Source organism: Bifidobacterium stellenboschense (assembly GCF_000741785.1).
Classification (GTDB): domain Bacteria; phylum Actinomycetota; class Actinomycetes; order Actinomycetales; family Bifidobacteriaceae; genus Bifidobacterium; species Bifidobacterium stellenboschense.
In genome coordinates this window covers 81659-87986 of record NZ_JGZP01000006.1, presented here as the reverse complement: position 1 = coordinate 87986, position 6328 = coordinate 81659, and the positions used below count along the sequence as shown (strand labels likewise).

The window sequence follows — 6328 nt, the reverse complement described above, 5'->3', positions numbered from 1 at the left end:
GCCGGTCGCCCTCTCAGGCCGGCTACCCCGTCGAAGCCACGGTAGGCCATCACCCCACCGTCAAGCTGATAGGACGCGACCCCATCCCATACCAGTAAGACCCTTTCCCAGAAGACCATGCGATCAACTGGAACATCCGGCATTACCACCCGTTTCCAGGAGCTATTCCAGAGTACGGGGCAGGTCGGTCACGCATTACTCACCCGTTCGCCACTCTCACCACCAAGCAAGCTTGATGGATCCCGTTCGACTTGCATGTGTTAAGCACGCCGCCAGCGTTCATCCTGAGCCAGAATCGAACCCTCCACAAAAAACTTGCAAAGAGAACCATAAATGACCCTCATTAAAAACAATTGACGGAACCTCTAATAAGGAAAGAGGTTCGCACAAAAACCCCGACACCCATCAAACCCCCTCGGGTACTCCGGAAAACCGAAGCGGGCATCGGACTGGCAATCATTGACTATAAAGAAGTAAGTAGTACAACACACTCTTGAGTTCTCAAACCACCACCACGCCAACACCACGGGAAACCAACCAGAACAAGGCAGACAACCCGCCGCGCCGAGCGGCAACAGATGGATAACCTACACCAACCCCCACCACAACGCAAACCGGCATGACAAAACAACGCCGGAATCGTTGCAACGACGGCGTTCCCACGGCGTGTCGCAACACACACGAAACCACGCCGGAACCACCCTCCGACGCGCTCCGCGCGCCACCTCCCGCCAGCGGGAGGCAGCCACACCGACATGCCATCCACAGAATAAGCCCGCGACGGGCAGACCCGCACACCCAGTCCATACCCCGGACACATCAGCCGGCACCCAACACGCCCCCGCCGGCGGGGGCTCCCGCGAAGCGGGTGGGGGTGGACCACCGTCACCCACCAGCGCCGAACCACCCTCCGACGCGCTCCGCGCGCCACCTCCCGCCAGCAGGAGGAACAACGCAGCCACGACAAACCAACCAGCCAACGGGAGGACAATCGCTCCGAATATGACAAAACCCGTCTCGCGGAACGCGGACGGGAATCACAAAAGAATTGGGGCGGACGCCGTTGTCCGTATCTGTATCAGCTATGGAACTCGCGGCACTCTGCCGATGCCTCAACCTTCCGGCATCGAACAGTCGAACCGTTACTTGGATGCTGTCGAATCAGTATGCGATTCAGCGGTTGCCGTTGCGACGAGCGACCTCGGCCATCTTCTCGCGGGCGATGCTCTCCGGGAACATGTTGTCCGCGCAGTAGTTGATGAAGTCACCAAAGATGTTCTTGTTGGCCATGATGTCCACCTTTCCTAATCATTTCCATCAGCCTCGTATTCCGGCTGACATCTCACATGATAGACGCTGCCTTCGTGCTTTGCAAACGTATTCTGAAACCGGTTTCAGAACGCTGTCATACCGCCGTTTCCTCGGCGTGTCGCATACGGGGCGGCGCACCAAACCACGGCATCCCTTCCCCGGGCGCACCCTTCGGACAATCCGAAGGCAAAGCATGGAATCCATGCTTCCATGCACCTCATCGCCCTACAATGGAGCCGGATTCCACATCATCGACGAATGGGGGCATGATGAGCGGTCAGCAGACAACCACTTCACCGGAGACATCATCAACGACGACACCAAGCACGATGCCGACGGCATCGCCGGAACTGACGTTGCACGACAAGGCCGGCACACGCATCCCGCAGATCGGGTTCGGCACGTTCCAGATCCCGCCCGAGGACACGCAGCGCGCGGTCGAGGAGGCGTTGGAGCTCGGCTACCGGCACATCGATACCGCCGCCGCCTACTACAACGAGCAGCAGGTCGGCGACGCATTGCGCGCCACCGGCATGGCCGGCAAGGTCTGGGTGACCACGAAGCTGCGCAACTGCGATCAGGGCTATGACGCGGCGCGCGTCGCGTTCGACGAGTCGCGCCGCAAGCTGGGCGTCGACGTCATCGACATGTATCTCATCCACTGGCCGTTCCCCGCCGCCGGCTTCTACCGCGAGACATGGCGCGCCCTGCTGAAGCTGCGCGACGAGGGCGCGATCCGCGTGCCGGGCGTGAGCAACTTCCTGCCCGAGCATCTGCGCGCGATCATCGAGGATTCCGGCGAGGCGCCGGCCGTGAACCAGATCGAGGTGCATCCGAGGTTCAACCAGCCGGGCGTGCGCGCGTTCTGCAAGGCGCACGGCATCGCGGTCGAGGCGTACAGTCCGCTCGGCCACGGCAAGGACATCGCATCCGAACCGGTCGCGAAGGCGGCGGAGGCGCACGGCGCGACGCCCGGACAGGTGGTGCTGCGCTGGCATACGCAGGAGGGACGCATCGTCATTCCGAAGTCGAAGCATGTGGAGCGTATGCGCGAGAACCTTGCGAGCGCCGGTTTCGACCTGACCGCCGCCGAAATCGCCGCCATCGACGCGCTCGACGACCCGCACGCGAACGTGAGCGCCGATCCGGCCACGTTCGCTCACTCCCAGTCGTGGGCCGACCAGCACGTGCGCGGCAACATCTGAGCCGTCACGCCCCGACCGACCGCACCGACGACGCCGACGACGCCGGGCCACACCGGCTCCGGAAATCGAATGGGGCCCGCTCCGTGAAGGAGCGGGCCCCATTCGTCGTCGATGAGGGCTTTCCAGCCTCAATCACGACGGAGACGCCACGGCCTCGCCGCGACCGATTACCGGATGCCGTTCATCGGACCGTCACTCGGCGCGCTTGCGGTTGAGCACGATGCCGACTCCGGCGAGCGCCAGAGCGGCGATCGCGATGGCGGAGACGGAGGAGCCGGTCTTGGACAGGTTCTTCGCGGTCTTCTTCGCGGCGGTCTTCCTGGGCTCGGCCTTCTTCGCAGCCGGCTTCTGGGCTGCGGGCTTGGCGGCGGGCTTCTGGTTCGAACCGGGCTGCGGCTTGGTCTCGTTCTTCTTCCAGCCGGCGTACACGGTGGTGTCGGCGAAGAGCTTCAGCTCCTTGAGGTCGACGGTCGTGGCGAGGTCCTTGTCGGCGTACCAGCCGGTGAACGTGTAGCCGTCGCGCGTGGTGGCGGCGTCGCCCGTGTAGCTTTCGCCGGCCTTGACCTGCTGCGGGTCGATGGCGCTGCCGCCGTTGGTCTCGAAGGTGAGCGTGAACGTCTCGTCGGCCTTGACCCACTTGGCGTAGAACGCGGCCCAGCCCTTATCCACGATTGTGGTGTTCGGATCGATCGGGTTGCCGGTCAGTTTCTTGTTGTCATACCAGCCGGCGAACACGTAGCCGTCGTTCTCGCCTTGCAGGTCGGCGAAGTCGTAGCAGTCGGCGATGGGCTTGCCGATGGTGCACAGCACGGACTGGTCGGACGCTTCGGAATCCGGATCGGAGTAGAAGTGGTAGTACGTGGTGGCGGGTTCCGGCTCGTTCTTCTTCCAACCGGCGTATACGGTGGTGTCCTGTTCGATCTTGAAGTTGATCAGGTCGAAACGCTGGGTGAGGTCCTTGTCGGCGAACCAGCCGGTGAACGTGTAGCCGTCGCGCGTGGGCTCGTCCGGATAGTAGGTGCCGCCTTCCTGGATCTGCTGCGCGGCGATGGCGCTGCCGCCGTTGGTCTCGAAGGTGAGCGTGAACGTCTTGGGCTTCGGAGTCTCGGTCTTGACCCACTTGGCGTAGAACGCGGCTCAGCCTTATCCACGATCGTGGTGTTCGGATCGATGGGGTTGCCGGTCAGATCCTTGTTGTCGTACCAGCCGGCGAACGTGTACCCCGGATTGTCAAGGTCGAGGTACGGGAATCCAGGGCATTGCGCGATGGTCTTGCCCGTCGTGCAGGTGATTGCCTGATCCGACGCCTCGGAATCCGGATCGTCGTAGAAGTGGTAGTACACGGTCTGTCCCTCACCCGCGGCCTGCGCCGGAGCCGCGGCCGTCGGTTGCGCCGCGGCGGGAGCCTGCGTCGCGGCCGGAGAGGCCTGCGCCGGTGCCGGAGCGGCGGCCTTCACGGCCTGCGCGGCCGGAGCCGTCGCCTTCGGAGCCGTCGTCGGCGCGGCCGGAGCCGCCGTCGGCGTGTTCTGCGGCTTGGACGTGTTCTGCGCCTGTGCCGGAGCGGCCTGCGCGGCACCGTTCTGCGCCGTCGTCTGCGCGGCGGACGCCGTCGCGGTGGACGGCGCCGCGCCTTCCGCCGCATTGGCGGTCATGGCGAGGCCCGCGGACGGGACGATCATGCCGATGGTGAGCAGCGCGGCGATCAACGGACGCGTGAACGCGCCGGTATGACGCGTGTTCTTCTGTGTCATTGTTTCCTCCTCACGGGAGGCAGGGGACGGTGCCGTGCGTCAGTCGATCCGGCGCGGACGGCACCGCCCCTTCCCCTCTCGTCCTCCATCATCGTCCGGCCATGCCGCGCCCGGACGGACGCGGGTGAACGCGCGGGTGAATGTTGGGGAAACAACGGGCCATGCCGGTCAGATCACGTGGTACTCCCTGAGCAGTGTGGCGATGTCGGTGCCGTCGAGCTTCTTCAGCACCTTGCCGAGCACGGCGCGTTCCACGAAGTTGAGCTTCATGTCCGTGACGGGCGCACCGTCGCGCAGCTTCACCGTGGCGTTGAGGAGGTTCCTCACGTCGTAGACGCTGCCCCACACCTCGGGCACGCCGCGGTCCACGTCGAGCAGCGTGTAGACGGCCTCCATGCCGGTGCGCATCGAGTATTCGGTGGTGAAGATCGTGTCGCGCGGCGTCTCGGCGAACTGGCCGAGGAACGCGAAGTTGACGGCGCCGTCCGGTACGACGTCCGGACGGTCGCCGGCGGCGCGCGGCATGAAGAACGCGGTGATGTACGGCATCATGACCGGCACCGTGTTGGCGTGCTTCGCGGCGAGCGCCTCGATCTTCTCCGTCGGCACCCCCATGTGGTAGAGCCATTCGGCGCAGATCTCCTCGCCGGTACATTCGGTCATCGGCTTCTTCACGTAGTCGCCGGGTCTGTCGGGGAACAGGCCGTACACCCAGACGCACAGCTGGTCCTTGCTCTGGTCGCGGAACTGCTGCTGGCGGTTGAGGGTCCAGCTCAACAGCCAGCTGGAGTCGGTGACGGTGACGATGCCGCCGGTCACGACGTGGCCCGAGAACGGGTCGCGCTTGCAGATGCGCTGGATGTAGGGCGGGATCTCGCCGTCGAGCGTGGTGACGGTGGCGCTCATCCACTTGGTGGCCTGCGGGTCGGAGCAGAACTTGTCGGGGTGGCCGAAGCTCGGGTCCTGCGCGGCGATGCGGCGCCACATGTCCCAGCCGCCGCCCGGCTTCAGGTCCGGGTTCCACGGCGCGGGCGCGTGCTGCGAGCCCATGGTGGAGTTCTCGACGCAACCGCCGTTGGTGATGAACACGTAGTCGTTCTCGGTCAGGTCGATGGAGGATTTGTCGCCTTCGTGGTCGAGGTCGAGGCGCACGGCGATCTTCTTCGTGCCGCTGCCGTACGGGTTGCGCTTGAACACGCCGGAGGTCGCCTGGATCTTCAGGATCGTGTCCTGGCCGACGCCGGTGCGTTCGCGCTTCGGCCCGTCGCCGCCGCCGATCGCGAATTCGACGTTCTCGACCTTGGTGCCGTAGCGGAATTCGACGCCGTGCGATTCGAGGTACCTGACCATCGGCAGGATCATCGACTCGTACTGGTTGTAGCGGGTGAATCGCAGGGCGCTGAAGTCCGGCAGGCCGCCGATGTGGTGGATGTAGCGCTTGATGTACAGCTTCATCTCCAGCGCGGAATGCCAGTTCTCGAACGCGAACATGGTGCGCCAGTACATCCAGAAGTTGGAGTCGAGCACCTCGTCGTCGAAGAAGTCGGTGATCGGCTTGTCGTAGAGCTCCTCGTCGGGGGTGAAGAAGAGCCTCATGATCTCCTGCGCGGCCTTGTCGGACAGTCCGAACCGGCCCTTGGTGCCGGCGTCCTTGCCGAGTTCCTTGGTGGCGCGGCACAGCGAGTAGTTCGGGTCCTCCTTGTTGAGCCAGTAGTATTCGTCGAGTACGGAGACGTCGGGGTTCTCGATGGAGGGGATGGAGCGGAACAGGTCCCACATCACCTCGAAGTGGTTGTCCATCTCGCGCCCGCCGCGCATCACGTAGCCGAGTCCGGGGATCTCGGCGCCGTCGCAGGCGCCGCCGGGCACGTCGTCCTTCTCGATGATGTGGATGTTCGCGCCGGGCATCTGCGCGTCGCGCACGAGATAACATGCGGCGGACAGGGCCGCGAGCCCGGTGCCGATGATGTACGCGTGCTTGCCGTCGACGCCTTCGGGCTTCTTCGGCCGCGCGAACGCCTCGTAGTTGCCGTTGGAATAATACATATGCCGCCTCCTTGA

4 protein-coding genes and 1 rRNA gene are annotated in these 6328 nt (G+C 64.3%); 1 reads left to right on the top strand and 4 read right to left on the bottom strand.

The window, feature by feature from the left end:
* Window positions 1-311 (bottom strand): 16S ribosomal RNA (locus BSTEL_RS02825); the annotation flags it as partial.
* A 1329-nt stretch (window positions 312-1640) separates the two neighbouring features.
* On the opposite strand from BSTEL_RS02825, the gene BSTEL_RS02820 reads away from it, so the two are divergent.
* Complete coding sequence (locus BSTEL_RS02820; RefSeq protein WP_034526873.1) at window positions 1641-2516, top strand: aldo/keto reductase; 876 nt, start codon at window positions 1641-1643, stop codon at window positions 2514-2516.
* Window positions 2517-2708: 192 nt separating this feature from the next.
* Here the strand turns inward: BSTEL_RS02820 and BSTEL_RS02815 are convergent, their stop codons facing one another.
* The 3 genes from BSTEL_RS02815 to BSTEL_RS02805 all read right to left on the bottom strand — a co-directional run bounded on the left by BSTEL_RS02815 (window position 2709) and on the right by BSTEL_RS02805 (window position 6313).
* Complete coding sequence (locus BSTEL_RS02815) at window positions 2709-3551, bottom strand: InlB B-repeat-containing protein (protein ID WP_420796388.1); 843 nt, start codon at window positions 3549-3551, stop codon at window positions 2709-2711.
* A complete protein-coding gene (locus BSTEL_RS12665; RefSeq protein ID WP_034526868.1) occupies window positions 3449-4267 on the bottom strand; it encodes an InlB B-repeat-containing protein in 819 nt (272 codons plus the stop codon). The genes BSTEL_RS02815 and BSTEL_RS12665 overlap by 103 nt, the downstream gene beginning before the upstream one ends.
* 168 nt (window positions 4268-4435) lie before the next feature.
* Complete coding sequence (locus BSTEL_RS02805) at window positions 4436-6313, bottom strand: oleate hydratase (RefSeq protein WP_034526866.1); 1878 nt, start codon at window positions 6311-6313, stop codon at window positions 4436-4438.
* Between the last annotated feature and the right edge of the window lie 15 nt (window positions 6314-6328).